Origin of the sequence: Occallatibacter sp., from assembly GCF_049510455.1 — a bacterium.
In the GTDB taxonomy this organism is placed as follows: Bacteria; Acidobacteriota; Terriglobia; order Terriglobales; family Acidobacteriaceae; genus Telmatobacter.
The window spans coordinates 1-19772 of record NZ_JBEKYX010000039.1 but is presented as its reverse complement, the minus strand read 5'-3'; the positions used below and the strand labels follow the sequence as shown (position 1 = coordinate 19772).

At 57.5% G+C, this 19772-nt stretch carries 14 protein-coding genes and 1 tRNA gene; 8 read left to right on the top strand and 7 right to left on the bottom strand.

The window, feature by feature from the left end; genetic code table 11:
- Positions 1-10 precede the first annotated feature (10 nt).
- The gene (locus tag ABSG47_RS09045; RefSeq protein WP_424169036.1) at positions 11-3904 is read right to left on the bottom strand and encodes an alpha-amylase family protein; all 3894 of its coding nucleotides are present in this window, start codon (positions 3902-3904) and stop codon (positions 11-13) included.
- Positions 3905-4082: 178 nt separating this feature from the next.
- On the opposite strand from ABSG47_RS09045, the gene ABSG47_RS09040 reads away from it, so the two are divergent.
- From ABSG47_RS09040 to ABSG47_RS09030, 3 genes are all read left to right on the top strand, one after another.
- Entirely contained in the window at positions 4083-4487 is a 405-nt protein-coding gene (locus ABSG47_RS09040; RefSeq protein ID WP_424169034.1) for a type IV toxin-antitoxin system AbiEi family antitoxin domain-containing protein, read from the top strand.
- 142 nt (positions 4488-4629) lie between these two features.
- Positions 4630-4881, top strand: a complete 252-nt coding sequence (locus ABSG47_RS09035) for a TolC family protein (RefSeq protein ID WP_424169032.1) — start codon at positions 4630-4632, stop codon at positions 4879-4881.
- Complete coding sequence (locus ABSG47_RS09030) at positions 4847-5077, top strand: winged helix-turn-helix transcriptional regulator (protein ID WP_424169030.1); 231 nt, start codon at positions 4847-4849, stop codon at positions 5075-5077. Before ABSG47_RS09035 ends, ABSG47_RS09030 begins: the two co-directional genes overlap by 35 nt.
- A gap of 70 nt (positions 5078-5147) precedes the next feature.
- Here the strand turns inward: ABSG47_RS09030 and ABSG47_RS09025 are convergent, their stop codons facing one another.
- Entirely contained in the window at positions 5148-6062 is a 915-nt protein-coding gene (locus ABSG47_RS09025; protein ID WP_424169028.1) for a LysR family transcriptional regulator, read from the bottom strand.
- A 110-nt stretch (positions 6063-6172) separates the two neighbouring features.
- Between ABSG47_RS09025 and ABSG47_RS09020 the strand changes: the two genes are divergently transcribed.
- The 3 genes from ABSG47_RS09020 to ABSG47_RS09010 all read left to right on the top strand — a co-directional run bounded on the left by ABSG47_RS09020 (position 6173) and on the right by ABSG47_RS09010 (position 8724).
- Positions 6173-7030 (top strand): NmrA family NAD(P)-binding protein, encoded by an 858-nt coding sequence (locus ABSG47_RS09020; RefSeq protein WP_424169026.1) that lies wholly within the window; start codon positions 6173-6175, stop codon positions 7028-7030.
- A 318-nt stretch (positions 7031-7348) separates the two neighbouring features.
- Positions 7349-8119, top strand: a complete 771-nt coding sequence (locus tag ABSG47_RS09015; RefSeq protein WP_424169024.1) for an SDR family NAD(P)-dependent oxidoreductase — start codon at positions 7349-7351, stop codon at positions 8117-8119.
- Positions 8120-8632: 513 nt separating this feature from the next.
- Positions 8633-8724: transfer RNA gene (locus ABSG47_RS09010), tRNA-Ser, on the top strand.
- A gap of 406 nt (positions 8725-9130) precedes the next feature.
- Here ABSG47_RS09010 and ABSG47_RS09005 read toward each other — a convergent pair.
- Positions 9131-9805: a Rossmann-fold NAD(P)-binding domain-containing protein gene (locus tag ABSG47_RS09005; protein WP_424169022.1), complete on the bottom strand. Its 675-nt coding sequence runs from the start codon at positions 9803-9805 to the stop codon at positions 9131-9133.
- A 294-nt stretch (positions 9806-10099) separates the two neighbouring features.
- Here ABSG47_RS09005 and ABSG47_RS09000 point away from each other — a divergent pair, with 294 nt between their 5' ends.
- On the top strand, positions 10100-11461 hold the full coding sequence (locus ABSG47_RS09000; RefSeq protein WP_424169020.1) for an Hsp70 family protein: 1362 nt from the start codon (positions 10100-10102) through the stop codon (positions 11459-11461).
- Between the two features lie 4 nt (positions 11462-11465).
- Here ABSG47_RS09000 and ABSG47_RS08995 read toward each other — a convergent pair whose 3' ends face one another.
- The 3 genes from ABSG47_RS08995 to ABSG47_RS08985 form a co-directional block, all read right to left on the bottom strand.
- The gene (locus ABSG47_RS08995; protein WP_424169018.1) at positions 11466-13628 is read right to left on the bottom strand and encodes a VWA domain-containing protein; all 2163 of its coding nucleotides are present in this window, start codon (positions 13626-13628) and stop codon (positions 11466-11468) included.
- 2 nt (positions 13629-13630) lie between these two features.
- Entirely contained in the window at positions 13631-16702 is a 3072-nt protein-coding gene (locus ABSG47_RS08990; RefSeq protein ID WP_424169016.1) for an outer membrane beta-barrel protein, read from the bottom strand.
- Positions 16703-16769: 67 nt separating this feature from the next.
- Positions 16770-17582 (bottom strand): TIGR03435 family protein, encoded by an 813-nt coding sequence (locus tag ABSG47_RS08985; protein WP_424169014.1) that lies wholly within the window; start codon positions 17580-17582, stop codon positions 16770-16772.
- Positions 17583-18071: 489 nt separating this feature from the next.
- Between ABSG47_RS08985 and ABSG47_RS08980 the strand changes: the two genes are divergently transcribed.
- On the top strand, positions 18072-18668 hold the full coding sequence (locus tag ABSG47_RS08980) for a TlpA family protein disulfide reductase (protein WP_424169012.1): 597 nt from the start codon (positions 18072-18074) through the stop codon (positions 18666-18668).
- Positions 18669-19087: 419 nt separating this feature from the next.
- Here the strand turns inward: ABSG47_RS08980 and ABSG47_RS08975 are convergent.
- Positions 19088-19772: TIGR03435 family protein (locus ABSG47_RS08975; RefSeq protein WP_424169010.1), on the bottom strand; the 685-nt coding region annotated here is incomplete at its 5' end.

The window sequence follows — 19772 nt, the reverse complement described above, 5'->3', positions numbered from 1 at the left end:
AGGTTTTAGATTATTCTTCCTTTTCTTGATCCGATTCAGTTTTGTCTTCGCTCTTGTCTTTCAGTTCATCTTCCGATTCAGCTTCGGAATCTTCTCTTGCTTCAGCAGCGAGCGCGGACGGTTCCGGTTTGAGTTGAGACGTGTCGATTGTTTCCGGCTCCGATTGCGGCTCTGTTGCTTCGGATTCTGGTTCTTCGGAGCCTGGCTCTTCGATGGGTTCGGCGGCTGGTTTCAAGATTGATTCTGCGACGGGTTCGGCGGGGGATTCAGACTCTTCAACGAGTTCGGGTACGATCAGTTTGTCGGGACGATAGCCTGCGGCCTCGAGAGCGGCGAGGTTCTTTTCCAGCTTCTGGACGAGTTGTTTAATCGCGGACAGGTTTGGCACTGACTGCGCGGCGAGCGCGAGCAGGTCCGGGAGATGGAGGAACCAGAGCAGCTCTTCATACGGTTCGCGGACGATGTATTCGTGGCCTTCGGCTTCGTGGATGCCGGTGAGCCAGCGGAAGTCTGGATCGTGCCAAAGATCGCGCGGGATGATGGGCGATTCGGCTTCTATGTTTTCGGCTTGAGTCTGAACGAGCAGCAGGATTTTGATGCGGGCTGCGGCGCGCCAGGCATCGTTGCTTTCCATCCCGAGGGCCTGGAAGGCTTTGGCGAATGGCTCGCGGAGACGGAGGCGATCAAAGAGAACAAGTGCTTCCGCTTCTGGATTCCGTGCGTTAACGGATTCGGCGAGCGTTTGCAGGATGCACCAGGCGAGCACTGGGCCCCAGAGCGCCGTGGAAGCGGTGAGCGGACTGGCTGACGGTAGAATACGGCGCGCGGCGGCTGGCCAGGGGGCGGGGAATGCGGCCTCAAGCGATGGGATGCGAAGGGCTGCGCGGATGAGTTTACGGAAGGCTGCCGATTCTTCTGTGAGATCTTCTTCAGACGGCTCTGGCTGTTCAGGCTGCGGCGTTACAGTGCGGGTTTGCGCGGAGCGGACCTGAACGAAGAGCGATTCAACCCGAGACCATGCGTCATCGAGATAAGCGCCCAGTTCCCTGCTCTTTGCGGCAGAGGCGGGGATGGCGGCCGCAGGCATGAGCGTGGGTGTGATGGTGGCGTTGCCTGCGAGGTGGCGGACGAGAACGGGGTCCAGCGCGGCGGCGATGGCGGCGTGGACGGGACGGAGCTCGTAGTTGGCGAGTGCGTCTTCAAGATGCGGCACGCCTGCGCCTGCGAGCTGGTCGCAGAGTTTGTCCCAGGGCTTGTGCGCCGATACATGAAGGACGCGCCAATTGAGCAGGACGCGGGATTCATAAGCATGAAGCGAGAACGTTACGCCGCGGTTGGCGAGTTCCGTGGAACGGATGAGATATTCAAGACCCGTGAGCGAGTCAGTGAAGGCGACGATGGCACTGGGCATGTTATCCGCGGCGTTGAAGCCAAGGCCTTGCCAGAGAGACTGCTCGCGGAGCGTGCCGGTGGACTTGTCAGCATAAGGGACAGACTGGCGGATGGAGCCGCGTGTGGAGCTGTAAGCGTTGTTGTAGACGACGAGCGCGCGCGCGTTGCCGGCCCGGTTGGAGTAGGCGAATATGTTTTCGTCGACGGCACCGGAGGGTTGCACGAAATCGTAGAAGAGAAAGTGGACGGACTCCGCGAAGAGGCGGCGGAGTTTGAGGAGCGGGGCGACTTCACGCTGATGGCGCGCGATGAGCGAGGGAACAGGGTCTTCGTTGTAGCGCGGGCGGCGGTACTCCATGCCGTATTTTTCGGTGAAGCCTTCAATCTGGCCGTGGCCGAACATGGGCAGGCCGGGAAGCGTAGCCATGAGGACTGCGACGCCGAAGCACTTGTCGCCTTTGCCGAACTGGTCGATGGCGGTGCGCTCGTCGGGGTTCGACATGAAGTTGACGTAGCGCTTGAGGATGTCGGGATCGAATTCGATGGTGTTTTTGAGGACGGTGCGGTAGTTGGCGTTGTCTTCATCGCGGAGCATGACCATGAAGGCCGAGTTGTAGACGCGGTGCATGCCGAGGGTGCGGACGAAGTAGCCTTCCATGAGCCAGAAGGCTTCCGCGAGAAGCAGTGTGCCGGGGACTTCGACGGCGACGCGATCAACTACTTCGCGCCAGAATTCCTGCGGCATGTAGCGATCGAATTCGGCCTGGGTCATGCCGTATTCGGCGCGTGAGGGAATGGCACCGCTTGCGCCGGGGCCAGGAAACCAGAGGCGATGGAAGTGGCGCTTGGCGAGTGTCATGGCGGCATCGAAGCGGATGACGGGAAAGAGACGCGCGACGTGAAGGATGGTCTGGATGACATGCTCGCGGACGTCGGGGTTCATGTAGTCGAGCTGCGCGGTGTCATTCCAGGGGAAGCTGGTGCCGTCATTGCCGTGGTAGATGTAACGGATGTCGCCGGTGTGGTTGTCACGGCGGCGGAAGACTACGGCAGCGTCTTCCTGCGAGAAGTATTTGTCGTCGATTTTGATTTCGACGCGGGGATCGGCGGAGAGGTCGGGGCCGTTGAAGCTGTAGGCCGGGTAGGGCGAGTCGCCGCGGGCCATGAACCACTCGGGGTGGTCAACTACCCAGGGCGAGTCAATGCCCATGTGGTTGGGAACCATGTCGCTGGCGAGGCGGATGCCGTGATGGTAGGCGCGATCGCGGAGGCGCGTGTAGGCGGGATCGCCGCCGAGATCGTCGGCAATACGGTAATCGAAGAGCGAGTAGGCGGAGGCTACTGCATCCGTGTTTCCCATGAGAAGCTTGATGGTGCGCGATGCGCGGCTGCGCTCCCAGACGCCGATGAGCCAGAGAGTGTTTATGCCGCGGGCTGCGAGAGTGGCGAGCTCTTCGTCGGGGATTTCATCGAGTTTCGTGATTTCACGGCCGAGCGCCCTGCTGAGCTGGGCGAGCCAGACGTAGGTGCTCTTGGCGATCATCACCGTTTCCGGCATCCAGGCGGTGTCAGGTGAGAACTTTTCGTATTCCTGCGCGGGATCGCCGTAGGTGGGGACTTCCGCGCGGCTTTCAAGACCGCCCCAGTCTTGATGAAGACCTTGTTGGCGGGCTAACTCGCGCTGCTGTGCGGCCTGTGCTGCGGCGGCCTTGGCTTGAACAGCCGGTGGGTTGAACTGCATCCAGATAGCTAGCTCTTCTTCGTGAAGGACTTCTCCGGCTACGAGAAGGAAGCGATCTAGGGATTCGCCGAGCAACGGCTTCCAAAGCTGGCGCAGGTGCTCAAGCTGCGCTCGAAGCGATGTGGGTGCGGCCTGCGCGGGGGCTGTGAGGAGCGAGAGAAGATCGAGCGGCTCGGCGCCTTCAATGGGTATGAGCGGGCGCGTGGCGAAGTAGTCGGGAAGCTGCTCTGCGACTTCACGGTAGACGGTGGATTGCGCGAGCGCGGAGTCGTTGAAGAGCTCGTTGAAGGGCTGGAAAGCGAGATTATGGTTGGCAGTCCAGAGCAGGAGAAGCTCTTCAAGAGCGACTTCACGATGCGGGCGGCCTGAGGTGGAGGCAACGAGCCACTGCAGTGAGGTCTGTTCGCCGCGGATGACTGTGGAGCCGGGAAACTGTTCGACAAAGGTGAGGAGAAGCTTGTCGACCTCTGCGCCGCCGACCTGTCCGGCGAACCATTCGAGCGCGCTGGTGAGAAATTCAGGATCGAAGCGCTCACGGTAGCGGGCAATGAGGGCGTGGCTGGCCTCGTCGATGAGGCCCATGGCGTAAAGCTGGCCGGCGTGGACGGTGAGCTCGGGGTGTATTTCCACTTCGCGGACGAGATTCATGCGATGCGCGAAGTCACGGCAGGCGGAGAGCGAGGCAAAGACGACGTTGCCGTTAAAGGAGAACAGGGTTTCGTCGAAGTGGTAGCGCTGGCGCACGGCTCGCGCGATGTGGAATTCCATCATGGGATGGGCTTGCTCCTGTGCGGTATCTTTTCGGCGAAACGCAATCAAAGGGTACAGTATCATTCCGGGAGTGTGTGATGCTCAGGAAGCATATTGGGCTGTCGCGGCATTCCATGCGGATGCTGACCCATTAGACTAAGAGAGTCCAATCGATATGGAGAGGCGGCAGAGTGGTTGAATGCACCCGCCTCGAAATCCAGTGAGCGGTCCCTTTCGGGGCCGCACTGTGCCGCACCGAATACCAAACTTCGATAATTCCCTCATTTTCAATGACATCACAAGCGGATTCTCTCACCTGGGACTGCACTGTACTGCACCAAATACCAATTTCCGCTTAGCCAATCTCCGTCCTCAACTGTTGGGAAAGCTCCTGCGGGAATGCAAGAGTGTGAAGGTAAAGCGCCTCTTTCTCTGGTACGCGGACAGGCATGGACATGCCTGGTTCAAAGATCTGGATCAGTCTTCCATCTATCTCGGGAAAGGAAAGCGTCAACTCGCTCCCCAAGGCCACTTCGACTCGCGCTATCAGATCACGCTTCCGATCGAACTATTCAACGCTGGAGGTCGCAACGATGGCGAGTGAAGTCTTCGAGGCGCAGGTCGCCCTTCTCGTTCGCGTACTCCCATATATAGCGACCGAAACTTGCCATTGCTTCTTCCAGCTACGAGAGACTATTCAGTTTTGAGATAGCATTTACTTTGCATGTGACGCGCTGTTTACCGCCTTGCGCATTCTTGAGAAGGAGTCGCGACAACAGCAACAGGCCACGGCATCTGCCGAGAAATCGCTTCGACCCTTCAACGAAAGGTATGAGGGCGGCGTAGACAACTACCTTCAGGTCATCACGGCACAAACGGTGCTCCTGACAAATCAGCGCAATGACATCGACATTGAGCGTCGTCGCATGGATGCCAGCGTCCTCCTCGTAAAAGCCGTCGGCGGTGGATGGGATACGCCGCAACTGCCAAAGTTCTGACAACTCGGATGAATCAACAGACACAAAATATGTACACAGCGCTACGATTGCAGCCGCAGTGCTTTTCCAAAGTAAGTGGAGGGTGCAAATACTGTGCGCGTTGCCATCTGGTCCCGTGCGCCTCGGGCAACTCCGCAGGCTCCTTCCCGGGACATTCAAGAAGATGTTGACGCAAGATGTTCGCCGGCTGAGCTAAGCTGCTTTTCTCGATCCCGCTTGACTCACCGTCATCACGAATCAGCCGGCAAAGGCGATTTTCCTGTCGCCTATGGCCTCTCGTCTACGGCAGATGAAATGAAATTCAGGAAGGCGCGCGTCCTGGGAGGAACGTAGTTCCGCGACGAATAAATGACGTGAATGGGAAAGCGCTCATCACCCCAGTCAGGCAGGACTTCGACCAGTGCGCCCGATGAAAGCATGGGTCTGACTGCGATCTCAAGAACTTGAGCGATGCCCCAGCCCGAGGTGCAGATCCGATGGAAGCTGACGATGTCGCTGACGATCAACTTACCGGGCGTGTCGATCTTCACGATTTTTCGTCCCCGATGGAGTTCCCAAGGGAAGGGTCTGCCGGTCTCGGGGTTGCGGTAATCGATGAGGGTATGCCTCCCACGGATAAGATCGCCAGGATCGTTGATCTTCTCGTGTGTGGCGATGTAATCGGGAGCCGCTACGGTGATGACCCGTGTGTTCAAAAGCCTCTTTGCGATGAAATTCGAAGGGGGTAAATCGCCTACGGTAAGAGCAAGGTCGATACCCTCGCTGACCAAATCTCCCACCCGGTCACTGCTGATGAGTTCGACTGACAGGTCTGGATAACTTTCAAGGAAAATTTTGAGTTGAGCGCCGGGAATGACATGCGAAAGCAGAGGGTGCATCTTCACACGCAATTTCCCCTGAACTTTCGATCGTTTTTCCGCAATGGAAGCAAAGGCCTCCTCAAAACCGTCCAGCAGCGGCTCCAATCGCTCCAAGAGAGTTCGGCCCTCGTCGGTCAGAGCGACAGATCGGGTGGTTCGGTCCAAGACCCGCACCCCAAGACGCCTCTCAAGGCGCGCAACGGCGCGGCTCGTCACGGATTGAGAGAGCTTCATGGCTCTGGCGGCGCCTGCAAAGCTTGCGTTTCGGACGACCGCAGCGAACACATGCGCGTCGCTTAGAGTATGTTCGTCAAATGACATGATTATCGCTCTAACAGCAATACTACTATGCTTTTCATGCATGAAACGCAGCTATTCTTTCCGCCATCAGATAGTCAGTTCTGAGCTTTCCGCTCGAAACAGGAGGATTCATGTTTGTCATTACCGGCGTTACGGGAAAGGTCGGCGGCCAGATTGCTTCCACGCTTCTCGCAGAGGGACACAAGGTACGGGCCGTCGTTCGGACCGCCGCAAAAGGAGAGGAGTGGGCCGCCAAGGGTTGCGAGATTTCCATCGCGAACCTCGACGACGCAACAGCACTGACGGAAGCATTTCGCGGCGCCGAAGGAGTGTTCCTGATGACGCCGCCCAATTACGATCCCGAACCAGGATTTCCGGATGCCGAACGGAATGCGGCTGCGATTCGTGAGGCCATCGAAATGGCGCAGCCGGAGAAGGTCGTATTCCTGTCGACCGTAGGCGCGCACGTCGTTGAGTTCAATCTGCTCAACAACTCCGGCATAACCGAAGCCATGCTTCGCACGGTTTCCGTGCCGGTGGCGTTTCTGCGGGCGGCGTGGTTTATGGAGAACGCATCCTGGGATGTCACTTCCGCCAAAACCGGAGTGGTGCGAAGCTTTCTGCAACCGCTCGATCACAAGATTCCGATGATCGCGACGAAGGACATCTCTCAAATCGCTTTGGAGCTTCTCGGTGAAACCTGGCAGGGTTTACGGGTCGTCGAGCTGGAAGCTCATGAGCGGTACTCAGCTGCCGATGTGGCAGCGGCTTTTGAGAGCGCACTTGGCACTCCGGTGCGAACTGAAATTGTGCCTCGATCGAGCTGGGAAGAACTGTTTCGTTCGCAAGGAATGACCTACCCCCTGCCACGCATCCGTATGATCGACGGCTTCAACGAAGGATGGATCGATTTCGAGGGAGAACGGCACACGGTTCGGAAAGGCATGACAGAGCTATCGGAGGTCATCGGGTCATTGGTTCAGGCATAGCTTCACGTCTGTACGAGAGAACGATCCAGGCTTGAGTCTCCAGCCGTGAAAACAGGGAGACTCAACCGCTTTTGAAAGGCACAAACGGTGTATGCGTCATCGATCGCCGTTGAGATTGGATACCAGTCCCGATCGCCTCGTGTATGGCTCTGACTGTGGCGTGCCCTGCTCGACAGACTGCACGATGGAGACCAATCCAAGGGCCTTACTCGATTTCCCTGGCATCGTGCCCGAACAGTTGCAAACGATTGGTCGACGCGCTCTGGAACTTTTTCCCTCCGCAAAAGAACGACTGGGCAACATGAAGGAGCAAGCAATATGAGTCGCATTTTCATCACTGGATCATCTGATGGCCTCGGCCTTATGGCCGCACAACTGCTGGTGGCGCAAGGCCACACCGTGGTTTTGCACGCGCGTAGCGAGGAGCGCGCCGCGGAAACACATCGCAAGCTGCCGGAGGCCGAAGCTGTGGTGGTCGGTGATCTTTCCAGCCTGCGGCAGATGCATTCCGTCGCGGAGCAAGCGAATGCTCTTGGAACATTCGACGCGATCATTCATAACGCAGCGGTGGGTTATCAGGAACCGCGGCGCGTCAACACGGCGGACGGATTCGCCCATGTCTTCGCCATCAATAGCCTCGCGCCCTACGTCCTCACCGCGCTCATATCCCCACCGAAGCGGTTGGTCTACATCAGTTCCGGTCTGCATAAGGATGGCGATCCGAGCCTTCGCGATCTGAACTGGGAGAACAGGGCCTGGAATGGTCTGCAGGCCTATTCCGATTCAAAGCTGCACAACCTTCTGCTCGCGTTTGCGATGGCGCGTCAGTACCCCGATGTGTTGTGTAATGCGATGACGCCCGGCTGGGTGGCAACCAAAATGGGCGGCCCCGGCGCAAACGACGACCTTAAGCAAGCCCACCGCACTCAGGCCTGGCTGGCAGTAAGCGACGACCCCGCCGTCCGTGTTTCAGGAAAGTATTTCTACCATCTTCAATCAGAACCTGCACTGGCAGCAGCGCTCGATCATAGCCTTCAGGACTCTTTTATGAACGCCTGCGAGCAGCTTACCGGGATGGCTATGAAGTAACGTCAAATCTCAGGGAGGGTGCAGGAGGAGGAACTTAACTCCTGCAGCGCAACCGGCGAGCGGGGGCCGGCAGCGGGATAAGGGTGCAGGTAGAAAGCTCCACGGGTTCTCCCTGCGCGAATTTCGGGCAGCAAAAAAAGAAGGGCAGCGAAGCGCTGCCCCTTCGAGCTTTGTTTGTCAGGCCGCCTTTTTGCCAGCCTTTGGGGAGGATTGCGTGGTCTTCTCAGCCTTCTCTTTGGCCGCAAACTCCTGCTTCACTTTGAGGGCAATGGCATCGGTGTCTACCTTGTACGTGCTGGCTGCATCCGGAGGACCGTCGCCGGGTTCGAGCGCGAAGCTGCCAGAAGGATGCCGGTTTCGACGAGCAGCCGCGAGAGCATGCTCTCATCCGCGCGGCGAACATACGCGGCTAACAATGGTCATGCGCTATGCCCATCTGGTTCCTGGTGTCCATGACAAGGCCCGCGAAGCGATGGACTCTTATTAGCTGGCTTGTTATGATGGAAGAGTCCCGGAGAGGTGCCAGAGCCCGGTTGAATGGAACCGCCTCGAAAGCGGTCATACGTGAAAGCGTATCGGGAGTTCGAATCTCCCCCTCTCCGCCATGACATTTAGGATCAATCTCCTAGAAGACATAGTTCACTTGAATCTCTTGAATTTCCCCGCAAAATCCAGGATTTTCTGACCGCAATGGAGTGGAGAGCGCTCTCAGATTATTGCGCCTATCGGCATTTTGCAGGCTATTCTCTGATCGCGATTCTTGCACCTCGATTCGCGGACGAAATAGAAGTGGAGAGAGGAAGCGGTAAAGTGTTCTCATGAAGTTCTCTACTCCACTGTCAGGTTGACTGTGACCGTGTGCTGCAGCGTTCCGCTGGTTGCTGTAACGGTGATGGGGTAGGTCAGATGCAGCACGGATGATGGTCATCCGGAACCAAGAGGTATCGTTCTTCCGGTTTTTCTCTCACTATTCATTTCGCCTAGATCCCATACAAGAATTCCTATGGCACGCTATCGGAGCTGCGCAGCGAGTTTTTTCATTGCAGCATTTTCGCGGGTAACTTCACCAACCTCTCGATTGTGCAAAGCTATCTCCGCGGCGATGGCGCGACCGAGAATTCGCTGATCGATATTGCCAAACGCCCCAGGCACGAGGCTTCCCAACCAACCGGCCCAGGCCGGGGTGTGGGCGTTGCCGACAATGATGCCGGGACGAAATATAGCAAGGCGCGCAAAGCCGACATTGCGCACAGTGTCTTCCTTCATGCCCATGACTCGCGCGTAGCGAATCCGGCTGCGGGCTGCGCTTCCTGCCGCAGAAAGCAGGCAGAACTGGGCAATCCCGGCATCATGGCAGCCACGGGCAAAGGCACCGACGACGCCGATCTCAAGTCGTTGCAATTCTTCTTCGCTCCAGCGCATCGATCCAGAACCGACACCCACACAGCTCACTGCACTGACGGGACCCTGGCTTAAAACTTCACGAGCAAGGGCGGCAGTGCGCTCGGCAAAGTCGGCAGCGCCAGTATCAAGCACGACGTTGCGCACCCGCGATTGCGCCGCAATGGGCTTTCTGGTGACCATCACCACTTGCCGGCATTCCGAAGTTGCCAGCAGTTCCGCGACGGCTGCACCGCCGACTTGTCCGGTTCCACCAAGAATTATTGCGGCGAAATTCTGTTCCATGATCAGGACCTCTGCCTGGGTAAGGATGCGACAACGCCGTTCCCCCCAGGATGGAAGCATACCTGGTCCCGGTTCTAAATTGAGCCAGTGAGGGATGGCTTTTCTCAATTGGAGCTATCAGTCCGAGCCACGCATTGAGGCCTGCGTTAATTTTGCTGGTCCGATTTGAAGCAATGAACGCGCTTGTGGGAAGTTAAGCCGAGAGCCGGCCCTTTGCAGTGGAGGACCGTGTTGGCTGTAGTGAACACCCTACCCGCCATTTTGCCATCGGCGCGAAAAGGCCATAATTAGAAAATGGATTTTCGCGCAGCAAAACCGGCTTCTCATGCTCCCAAGGTCTCCCATATTCGAAAGGGCGCGGTTGGTATCGACTTCGGCACCACTAACAGCTCCGTAGCGCTTGCCGGGCCCGACGGGCAAATCCAACTGGTCTCGTTTTCCTTCCGCGGCGAAGCAATTCCATCCTTTCGCTCGGTGCTGTATCTGGAGCAGGTAAAAACCGCGAGCGGCATGAAGCGCGCCCACGGATACACCGGTCCGCAGGCCATTGAGCACTATCTGGATGCCGAAGAAAAAGGCCGCCTCATCCAGTCACTGAAGTCGCATCTCTCCAGCCGCACGCTCACCGGCACGGAGATCTTCGGTCGACGCCATCGCGTGGAAGAACTGGTAGCGCGAATCATCTCAGACCTCCGCAGACATGCCGAAGAACAATTCGGACAAGAGATTCGCTTCGCCACTGTGGGCCGTCCGGTGCGTTTTGTGGGCGCGGACTGCGAGGAAGACGATGACTTTGCCGTGAGCCGCCTGCGCGATTCTTTCCTTGCCGCAGGATTTGAAGATGTCCAGTTTGAAATGGAGCCACTGGGTGCGGCCTATGCGTACGAGTCCACGCTGGATCACGACGAACTGATCCTGATTGGCGACTTCGGCGGAGGCACCAGCGACTTTTCGCTGCTCCGCGTAGGGCCGGGAATCAACCGCCACGGCCGTCAAGCGTCCGACCTGCTGGGCAACACCGGTGTGGGCCTTGCCGGAGACGCATTTGACGCCCGCATTGTGCACAAGCTGGTTTCGCCCGCGCTTGGATCCAACTCCGAGGCCCGCTCACTCAACAAAATTCTGCCTGCAGTACCCGCGTGGATTTATGCCAACCTCGAGCGCTGGCACTATCTTTCTTTTTTGCGAACGAATAATGTGCGCGAGATTCTGAAAAGCGCATACGCACGTGCCCTTGAGCCGGAGAAAATTGCCGCGCTCATGGCTGTCATTGATGGCGACCTCGGCTATCAGCTCCATCAGGCCGTGCAGCAGGTGAAATTTGAGCTTTCGCGCAGCGAGCAGGCCGAATTTCGTTTTCGTGACGGCGGCCCGCACTCGTCCACCGTTGACCTGCGCATCCCGGTCACACGCCGCGAGTTTGAGGAGTGGATTGCAGAAGATCTGGCCTCCATTGAGCACTGCGTGGACTCGCTGCTGGCCGTGAGCGGCGTGTCAGCACAGCAGGTGGATTGCGTCTTTCTCACTGGCGGCAGTTCGTTCGTACCCGCCGTGCGTCGCATTTTTGCAAGCCGTTTTGGTACGGATCGCATCCGCGGCGGTAACGAATTCACTTCCGTGGCCTACGGCCTGGCGCTTCGCGCTGCAAAATTCTGACAGCTTACTGTGCGATGACGATGGGGGCGCGCCAGAAAGTTGCTTTCGAGCTTGCCGGGTCGAGGACCGTGACCTGGCACTGGTACTGGCCGGGCGCAAGCGACGCGAGACCGATGTCAAAGCTGAGCGGGGTGACGCCGAGGCGCGTGGCGGCGTTGGGCGCAACGGCGATGGGCGTGGTGCGGAAGACCTGCGCGTCACCTGAGTAGAAGCTCACGAAGGCGATCAATGGCTGAACAACGGGGGGCGTGGCATCGGCGGGCGCGGCAGTTGGCGCAGCGGCAGGTGTTGCAGGCGGCTTGTAAGCCTGCAGATAGACGTACAGCTCGCGATTGGCGCTGAAGACGCGCGTGACGCTGGGCACCAGCTTTTTTCCGTCGGCTACGAGTGGGTTGACGGCCTCTTCCTTTTCGCGATCCTTGGCTTTCGCCGCGTCGTAGATAGCATTCTTCTGATCGATGCGCTGGCTGCTGAGCACGACCGAGCTGATGGGCACGCGCTGGGTCTCTTTGTTCAGGTTGGGAATGATGAAGGTTGTCTGATAGGTTCCGATGCGGCCGGTTTCGTCGTCGCGCGCGAGGAACTTGATCATGTATTTGCCAGGCAGGAGCGTGAAGCCGGTGTCGTACTCGATGGGCCGGTGCGCAAGCTCGGCGGCTGACGCATCCGAGAGCTTGATGTTGACGTTGTCGCGCACGTTGGTCACGGTCACGTTGCCGACCATGTCCTTGATTTCGCCGACGAAGTCGATGAGAGTGTGCTCGGCGCCGCCGCGCTTGGCTAAGGCCAGTTCGCGCCCCGGAATTTTCACTACGATGGGGACGAAATACTCGGCGCGGTTGAGCTGGAAGTGATCGATCTCCATAGCGATGGAGAGATCGGTGACGGGATCGTCGAGCATCAGCGCGTCTTCAAGCTGGCGTTCCTTGTCAACAGCATTGAACTGCTTGAATTCTTTGTCGGCGTAGTAGCCCTGGCGGTAATCGAGCTTTGCTTCCGCGTTTGAAGCGAGCGAGATGCGCACGTGGCGGAATTTTCCGTTGCGCTCGGCGTTGGTGGTGTAGTAGCCGATGACGTAGTAGTCGCCGATTGCGTCCTGCGCCTGAACGATGCCGCGATCGAGGTCGTTGGTATCGAGCAGGGCTTTGCCGCCGGTATCGCCGGCCAGCGCGTAAAGCGTGTCCTGCGAGATCTGGAATTGATTCGTCAAGGCGTTGGCCGCAGCGCCGGTGTAGATGTTGGCGTTGCCGGAGGAGCCCTGCGTGGCGTCGCCGAGCGGGGCTTCGGCAACCAGGCCGCGGGCGTCGATGGGCCAGAAGGAAACGCCGGCCCGGATGGCTGCGTCGACGGTTGCGTGGAGCTGCGCCTGGTTGTCGACTCCATTCAGGCGCAGGCCGCCCGCGAAGTAGATGAGCGATTTCTTTTCGCTGATCTGGCCGAGCATTTTAGCCGCAGTCTGCAAGGCCGAGAGCTGGCGGTCGGTGTTGAAGATGTTGAACTCGCTGTCATCCTGTCCGAAAGCTGCGCCGGTGTCGGCGCTGCTGGCATCGTCCACGTCTTCCGCGGACTCCTGACCTTCTCCAACGATCATGGTTTCAAGAATGCTAAGCAGCTTGTCGCGGTCGGTGGTGAAGTCCTGCAGAATATCGACGGTTGCGCTGTTGTAGCGCATGATGGAGACCAGATCGACGGTGGTCATCTGCGTGCGGATGAACTGCTCAGCCGCGTGCAGCGCGCGAATCTGGTCGGCAGGGCGCATGGCGGACATGTCGAAGTAGAGCGCAAGCAGGCGGCGATTCTTATAGCGCTCGGCGTCCGGCTTTTCCGGCGTGATCTCCGTGCGGTTGAGCTTCTTGTAGATGTGGATGTCTTCCTGGCCGGCCTTTGAGACGGGCAGCGGCTGCGCGTTTTCCTTGAGGCTCTGGAACTCGCAGAATTTGATCGTTTGCGGCGCTCCGTCTTCGCTGATGTTGAAATCCCTTGCGGTGAGACCGCGCACGGGATTGCCCTGCTTGTCCTTTACGCTGACGGTTTCGACGACGAGCTGCACCTTGACTGTGAGCGTGTAATCGTCAGCCGGGCTTGTAGACTTGTTCTGGCCGATCTGCTGCGCGCCTGCAGATGCGGTGACGATGAGCGTGAGGATCAACACAAAAAATCTGCGCATGGTCAGAACCTCAACCGGATGGTGGTTTGCACGCTGCGCATGGCGTTGGCGGAGACGGGCTGGCCGAATAGCTGGTTGCCGTAGGTTGCGTTCCAGCTTGTGAAGACAACGTGATTGAGAAGGTTGGTTGCGTCCAGTCGCACGTCAAGAAAATAATGGCCGGTGCGGAAGGTGCGCTGCAAGGCGCTGTCGAGGCTGAACTGATCCGGGCCGGTGATGGAGTTTCTGCCCGCGGCGCCCCATTCGCCTGGGACGGGCGCGGTGTATGCGGAGGCATTCAGGTGCGTACTGCCGCCCGATGTGTAAATTGGCGCGCCGGTAAGCGAGGGGCGTATGGAGCCGGATGAGCCGGTGCCGGGAATGACGGCCGGATAGACCGGAGATTGCGGCAGGCCGGAGCCAGCGGTGATCTGCGTCAGTATGGTCCACTCCTTGAGGATGCGGCCGGGCCAGCCGCCGAGCAGCGTGCCGCCTTCAAGGCCCTGGCCCGATGTGTACTGCGCTTGAATGTTCACGAGATGGCGCTGGTCAAAAGCCGATAAGGAGCGCTCGGCCTTGAGGTCGAGCCAGTTCTGCGCGATGGACGGCGAGGTTTGCAATGCGGATGCGGCTGTCGATGCCGATGAGGAATCGCTGGACGTTGAGGTCGCGGTGTGGCCCTGGCCGCCGAGCGCGGAGTCGTCATCGATGGATTTTGAATACGTGTAGAGCACCGAGGCCATGAAGCCCGCGCGCAGGCGGCGGCGCAACTGGCCCTGCAGGGACTCGCGCGTCGAGTCGCCGCCGGAGGTTTCATACACAAAGCCCGATGGGCAGCTCTGGCAGGGGTTCGCCTCGCCAAGTGGGTAGCTGTTGGGCAGAAATTCCTGCACGCCGCGAGTGCCCTTGGTGCCCATGTAGGTCACGACACCCTGCATGGCGCCGGGTAGATCGCGCTGCACAGAAAGCTGCCAGACCTGCGCATAGCCGACGCGAAAGTTGGGGTCCACGGCAAAGGTGTTCGGCGTGGTGGTGGTGCATTGCGGGAAGCCATCGGCGAGGGTGAGCGGGCAGTCGGGGCCGTTCTGGACTCTGACGGTTTTCGACAGCGGAGCCTGCTGGGCCAGTTGCAGGATGGGCGTGAGGTAAACCGAAGTGTCGTGATAGACGCCGTAGCCGGCGTGGACGACGATGGTGGAGGCGGGGATGGGACGCCATGAGAGAGCGACTCGCGGCTCAATGCCGAGCCGGTCAGGCCGCACCAGCGATGCGGGGTAATGCTCGCCGGTGAGCGGGCCCACGGGGTCGCTCGCGAGCACAGGCTGGGCTCCAGCAAAACCTGATGAGATATCGAGATTGACGAGACGGTTGAATAATTCCGTCATGGGCGCGCCGTACTCCCACCTTGCGCCGGCGTTGATGGTGAGCGAGGGAAGCAGGCGCCAGTCGTCGGTAGCGTAGGCGTCGTAGACCGTTTGCCGCAGGTATTTGTCGGCGTTGCCGAAGGCGATGGAACTGGCGTCAGGGATACCGATGAGGAAATCGGCAAGGTCAGAGCCGGTGGCGGAACCGGTCGCTGTGCCGGTGACGAAGCTGAAGGTGCCGCGCGGGTCCTGCTGAGAGAATTCGTTGTACTGCTGCTTGCGCAGGTCTGCTCCGGCAGTGATGTTGTGACGGCCGTGATAGAAGCCGATGGATGCGGAGAAGCCGTCAGTGCGGCTGCGGTTGAAGGCGCTCTGGGAGTCGCTGAGCGCTGCGATGCCGCTGGTGAAATTCAACGCCGGCGGTCCCCAGTCTGCGGCGTCGGTGCTGACGCCGCCGATGCCGGCTTCGGCTTCAATGTTCTGCTGATTTGCAAATTCCGGACGTATCAGCGTGCGCAGGCGGCTGAAGTGGTATGCGGTGTTGAAGAACAGGCCGCGGTTGAAGCGGTGCGCCCAGTTGATGGTTGTGTTCAAGCCGAGTGTGTCGGTGGTGTCAACGAAGCTGAACAGGTTTTCGTTGCCGGCACGCGTGCTGGAGAGGTTGAAGTTGCCGTAGACCTGATCGCGACGGCCAAGGGATTTGTCGAGCCGCAGTTGCACCACGTCCGAATGGGTGCTGTTGAGCACCGGGATTTGAAAATTGTAGGGCGAGTTGCCGGTGAGGTTGGGCAAGGGGTACAGCTTGAGCAACGCCGCAGCCTGCGCACTGACCGGGACCTGATTGTTGGGATACTGCTGGCCTGTTGAGGGATCGATGATCGTTGCAGGCTGGCCAGCGGCGTTCAGCAGATTGCCTGTGCGCTCGTCTTCGGTAGGCACCAGCGCGGGATCGGTGACAGCAGTATGGTTGCGCGTGCCCTGGTAGGCGAAGAACATGTTTGGGCCGCGCGGCAAGAGATGCGGAATCCTGAGCGGACCACCGATGGTGAAGCCCAAGGTGATGCGGTCGTAGGCGGGCTTGGGCGTGTCAAAGCCCGAGAGCGAGTATTGCTTGGCGTCGAGCGCGGAGTTGTCGAGAATTACGGCAACGCCGCCGTTGTACAGGCTTTTCGAGTTCGGGCGGCGATTGCCGAAGGCGCGGTCGAGCGAGTACTGCGAGGTGGCCGCGTTATTCACGCTGCCGTTGACGAGGAAGCCATCGTTCGACTGCTGGTTCTGATCTTCGGCCGGCTTGGGGATCGCGACCGGCGCGTTCGGTGTTGCCCCATCGGGCTTTTTGGACGCCGCTTCAAGCACAGGCTTCGGCGCTGCACCCGCGCGCACTTCGGTGGACATTTTCTTCAACTGGTCGAGCGGCAGCATGGCGAGCTCGAATTTGCCCGGCGCGGCCTGCGCGGAAATTGTCACTTCAGCATGGATGAGAGCGAAGCCGGACAGCGAGATTTCGAGCTTCCATGTGCCGTCGGGCAAGTCGGCAAAGCGATAGAAGCCGCGCTCATCGCTGAGAACGGTGAAGTGCTTGTCGCCCTGCGTGGCGGTGACAGTTGCGCCCGGCGCGGGCAGGCCGTTGAAGGTGACCTGGCCGTAATACTCAGCAGCATGCGCCAGCCCTGCGCCCGAAAAACCGGACAGCGCAGCAGCGAGTAGAAGTTTGGCCAGCCATCGCTTCATCGAACATCCCGTGCCATGTTGATGCACCTCAGTTTCGGCTCAAAAAAAGTTAGCTCAGGAAAAGAGATCAATTTTCTGAGGGCATTTCAACTTGATCGATAACGATCGTATCCAATGGTGCGTTGGTAGGTTTGAGTTGCAATCCAAGTTGTTCCTGGAGCGCTGTAAATATCTGCGGGAAAGGAGAAGCGCTTGCTATTGATTCGTTGGCAGAAACCGGCGCCCAATGCAGTTCGAAATCATAGCGCCCGTTAAGTCCGGTTTGATCGACAACAGTGCGACCAACCTCCGGAAGGAAGGATAGTTGAAATGCCAAGTCTGCCATCGTACATTCTTTACTCTGATTGATGCCTGAGCCACTTCGCAGGATTTGGCACATTTGACCGTACGTGCTGTCCTCAACCATCGATCCATTACCTGACTCCTTTGATTGCGATCCATTCTTCACTACTACGAGTGCATAGACAGGAAATGACTTGGATTGGTGATGGATCACAAGTCTGAAGCGTTCCTGAAGTAACTTCTGCAACATCCGCCTTTGCTGATCCGCCGTGGGGTTCTTGAATCGGGAAGTGTCGAACTTTGCTTCGATATCAAAGGTCTTTGAACTGAGCCATTTTGGACCTCCAGACAGAAGCTTCTCGTCGTACACCCCGTATGCTTCGCGGACAAGTTCTTCCAGCGAAACATTCATGGCTATCATGCCAGCTGAGGTGAAACGCAACTTCCATCCATCGCCAGTTTTGTTCTCATGAATGCTTGCAACTTCAAATTCAGGCACTTGTGAGAATTCAACTGGTGCTATTGTCGCTGCTTTTGGTATAACTGTCAGGCCCAGAATAAACGCAACCACTAACATCTTTCGTGCAACGGTAGCCATTGGAAACCTCATGAGAACGGGGTAGCTGTAACAATATGATGGATGCCTAAGATTTCGCAATCGCATTGTTGCCCCTAAAATATTTCTTGACTCCTGAGATGGCTTATGAAACTATTGCTGCGAATTTAATTCCATATAGGGGGCGAGTGGGTACCATGAAGAAATCGATCTGGCTTCGGTGCGGTAGATTTTCGTCCATAATTGCTGTTGCGATGTGTGCCATTGCGGTCCCCGGCTACATCTCTGAGACCAAAGTTGCCGCACAGACTTCCCCCTGCTCAGCAAACCAGTGCGTTTATGCGAGCCTGTGCTATAGCTCGGGCGCATGCAGAGGCGGTCAAATGTGCAGCACCAATGGGGTATGGGTGAATAACCACATCTGTCCGGTTCAAGGTGAATAACCACCTCTGTCCGGTTCAATGAGAGGTTGTCTAAAATTTTAATTGCCGTTTGAGTACGCATTTGCGTCAGAAATAAGAGTAAGATCTTATGTCGGATTCGACTGTTGAATCAGTCAAGCAGTCTTTTAGGCCGCACGAGTTCTTGCTTCTGTTTTTGCTTTGTTGTTCTCTCGCACTGAACGTTTACTTAGCTCCGAAGCGGATAGCCGCGAATCAAAATCATCAATCGCCGTCTGAGTCTGGACGTTCGTTGGTCGTACATGGGCCTATACCACAATTGCCGGTAGATTCAATTGAAGGAAATCATATAGATTTGGCATTCCGGGGAAAGCCCTTGCCGACAGTACTCTACTTTTTCACACCGAGTTGTATTTGGTGTCGGCGTAACTTATCGAGCTTAGAATCCTTGGTCGGCCTGACTAAGGATAAATATGTTTTTTATGGTATATCGCTGACTAACGACGGATTGAGCGACTATTTGCAGCACAATCGCCTGCCGTTCCAGGTGTACTCAGTGTCCAAAAATACACCAATTTCGCTTCAGCCAAACGCCACACCCACCACTCTGGTTTTGGATGCTAATGGCTTTATCCAAAAACGATGGGATGGAGCGTTCACCGGCGACAATAAGCGTGAGATTGAAAGTTATTTTAGCTGTTCTCTACCAGAAATCAGCAGTATTTAATAACTCGAAAAAAGAGGCAATGGACTGATGATCTACAAGTTGCAGGAAATTAGAATACCCGCGATGGTTTGCCGAGTTCTTGTTCTGCTTGCCTTTGCATTATCAATTATTGCGTACCCGGGCTTACGAGATATCGTGCAAGCGAGAGCGAGAGCAGATTATAGCCATCCATTTTGTTACGATGCAAAGGGGCTTTCATATTCAGAAGGTGCGATCATAGGTGAAGGCGCGAATCGCAAACAGTGTATGTCTACAAAGCTAGAGTGGGTACAACCTCCACCCCAGCCTTAGGGATCTGTTGAAACTCTCCTGATTGCGGTGTCTTTTCTAGCGATATTTCAGGGCGATGCACTCTTCGAGCAAAGCCACCAGCATCGAACTACGTTGCTCGCCCGATAGAGTCTTCATCTGTCTCCATTTCAGTTCTCCGTGGGCATTTCAACATGATCGATCACCAGCGTATCGACGGGGCCTTTGCTGGAAACCAGCCTCAAGCCCAGTTGTTCTTCGAGTGCGGTGAAGATGGAGGGGCCGGAGTCTGTGTTCGCGCCGGAGCTTGAGCCCGCTGACATGACCTGGTCTTCAGGCGTCCACTTGAGCTTCATGTCGTACTTGCCGGTAAGGCCGGTTTTGTCGATCACAGTGCGGCTGACGATATAGGCCAGGTTTGCAACAAAACTGTTGATAGGAATGTCGGTGCCTTCAAACGTGTTGGAGCTCATCATCATGCGTCCGCGATTTTTCGGGGGATCATCTGGCTTGGCATCGGGCGATGGAGGAGGGTCCGGAGCTGCAGGCGTCAGCTTTGAACCGCCTTTGGCAACAACCAATTCATAAACCGGCAGTGTTTTGGTTTCGACGTGAGCTTTGAGATGAAAACGGTCTTCAAGAAGCGACCTTAACATGGCACGCCGCTGGTCCTGCGTGAGTTTCTTTACGGCCTCAGCATCCTCGGGGGCGACCTTGGCTTCTACGTCAAAGTGTGTGTTCTCAACCCAGCTGGGAGCCCCAGAGATGAGATCCATTTTTATGTCGTAGGCACTGGCGAAAAGACTTGTCAATGTTATGTTGACGCCCCGGTACGAGCCATCCGGAGTCCACCTC